The sequence below is a fragment of the Zhengella mangrovi genome (assembly GCF_002727065.1).
GTDB lineage: Bacteria > Pseudomonadota > Alphaproteobacteria > Rhizobiales > Rhizobiaceae > Zhengella > Zhengella mangrovi.
The window spans coordinates 1-608 of sequence record NZ_PDVP01000073.1 but is presented as its reverse complement, the minus strand read 5'-3'; the positions used below and the strand labels follow the sequence as shown (position 1 = coordinate 608).

General features: G+C 64.3%; 1 protein-coding gene. It reads right to left on the bottom strand.

Annotated features, from left to right (window positions below):
- A partial coding sequence (locus CSC94_RS24040; protein ID WP_280950013.1) for a hydroxyacid dehydrogenase occupies positions 1–608 on the bottom strand: 608 nt, incomplete at both ends.

Sequence of the window (608 nt, the reverse complement as noted above, 5' to 3'; positions counted from 1 at the left end):
GTGTGCAGCGTGATGAAGTCGGCGCGCGCGAACAGGTCGTCCAGTTCCACCTTCTCCACGCCCATCTCCACCGCCCGCTCCGGCGACAGGAACGGGTCGAAGGCGATGACGTGCATCTTCAGGCCGATGCCGCGCGAAGCCACGATCGAGCCGATGTTGCCGCAGCCGATCACGCCCAGCACCTTGCCGGTCAGTTCCACGCCCATGAAGCGGTTCTTCTCCCACTTGCCGGCATGGGTCGACGCATTGGCCTCCGGGATCTGGCGGGCCACCGCGAACATCAGCGCGATGGCATGCTCGGCCGTGGTGATGGAATTGCCGAACGGCGTGTTCATCACGATGATGCCCTTGCGCGAGGCCGCCGGGATGTCGACGTTGTCGACGCCGATGCCGGCGCGTCCGACCACCTTCAGGTTGGTCGCCGCCTCGATCAGCTTCTCCGTCACCTTGGTCGCAGAGCGGATCGCGAGGCCGTCATACTGGCCGATGATTTCCTGCAGCTTCTCCTTGTCCTTGCCGAGCTTCGGCATGAAATCCACCTCGACCCCACGGTCGCGGAAAATCTGCACGGCGGTTTCGGAAAGGGCATCGGATACGAGAACGCGGGG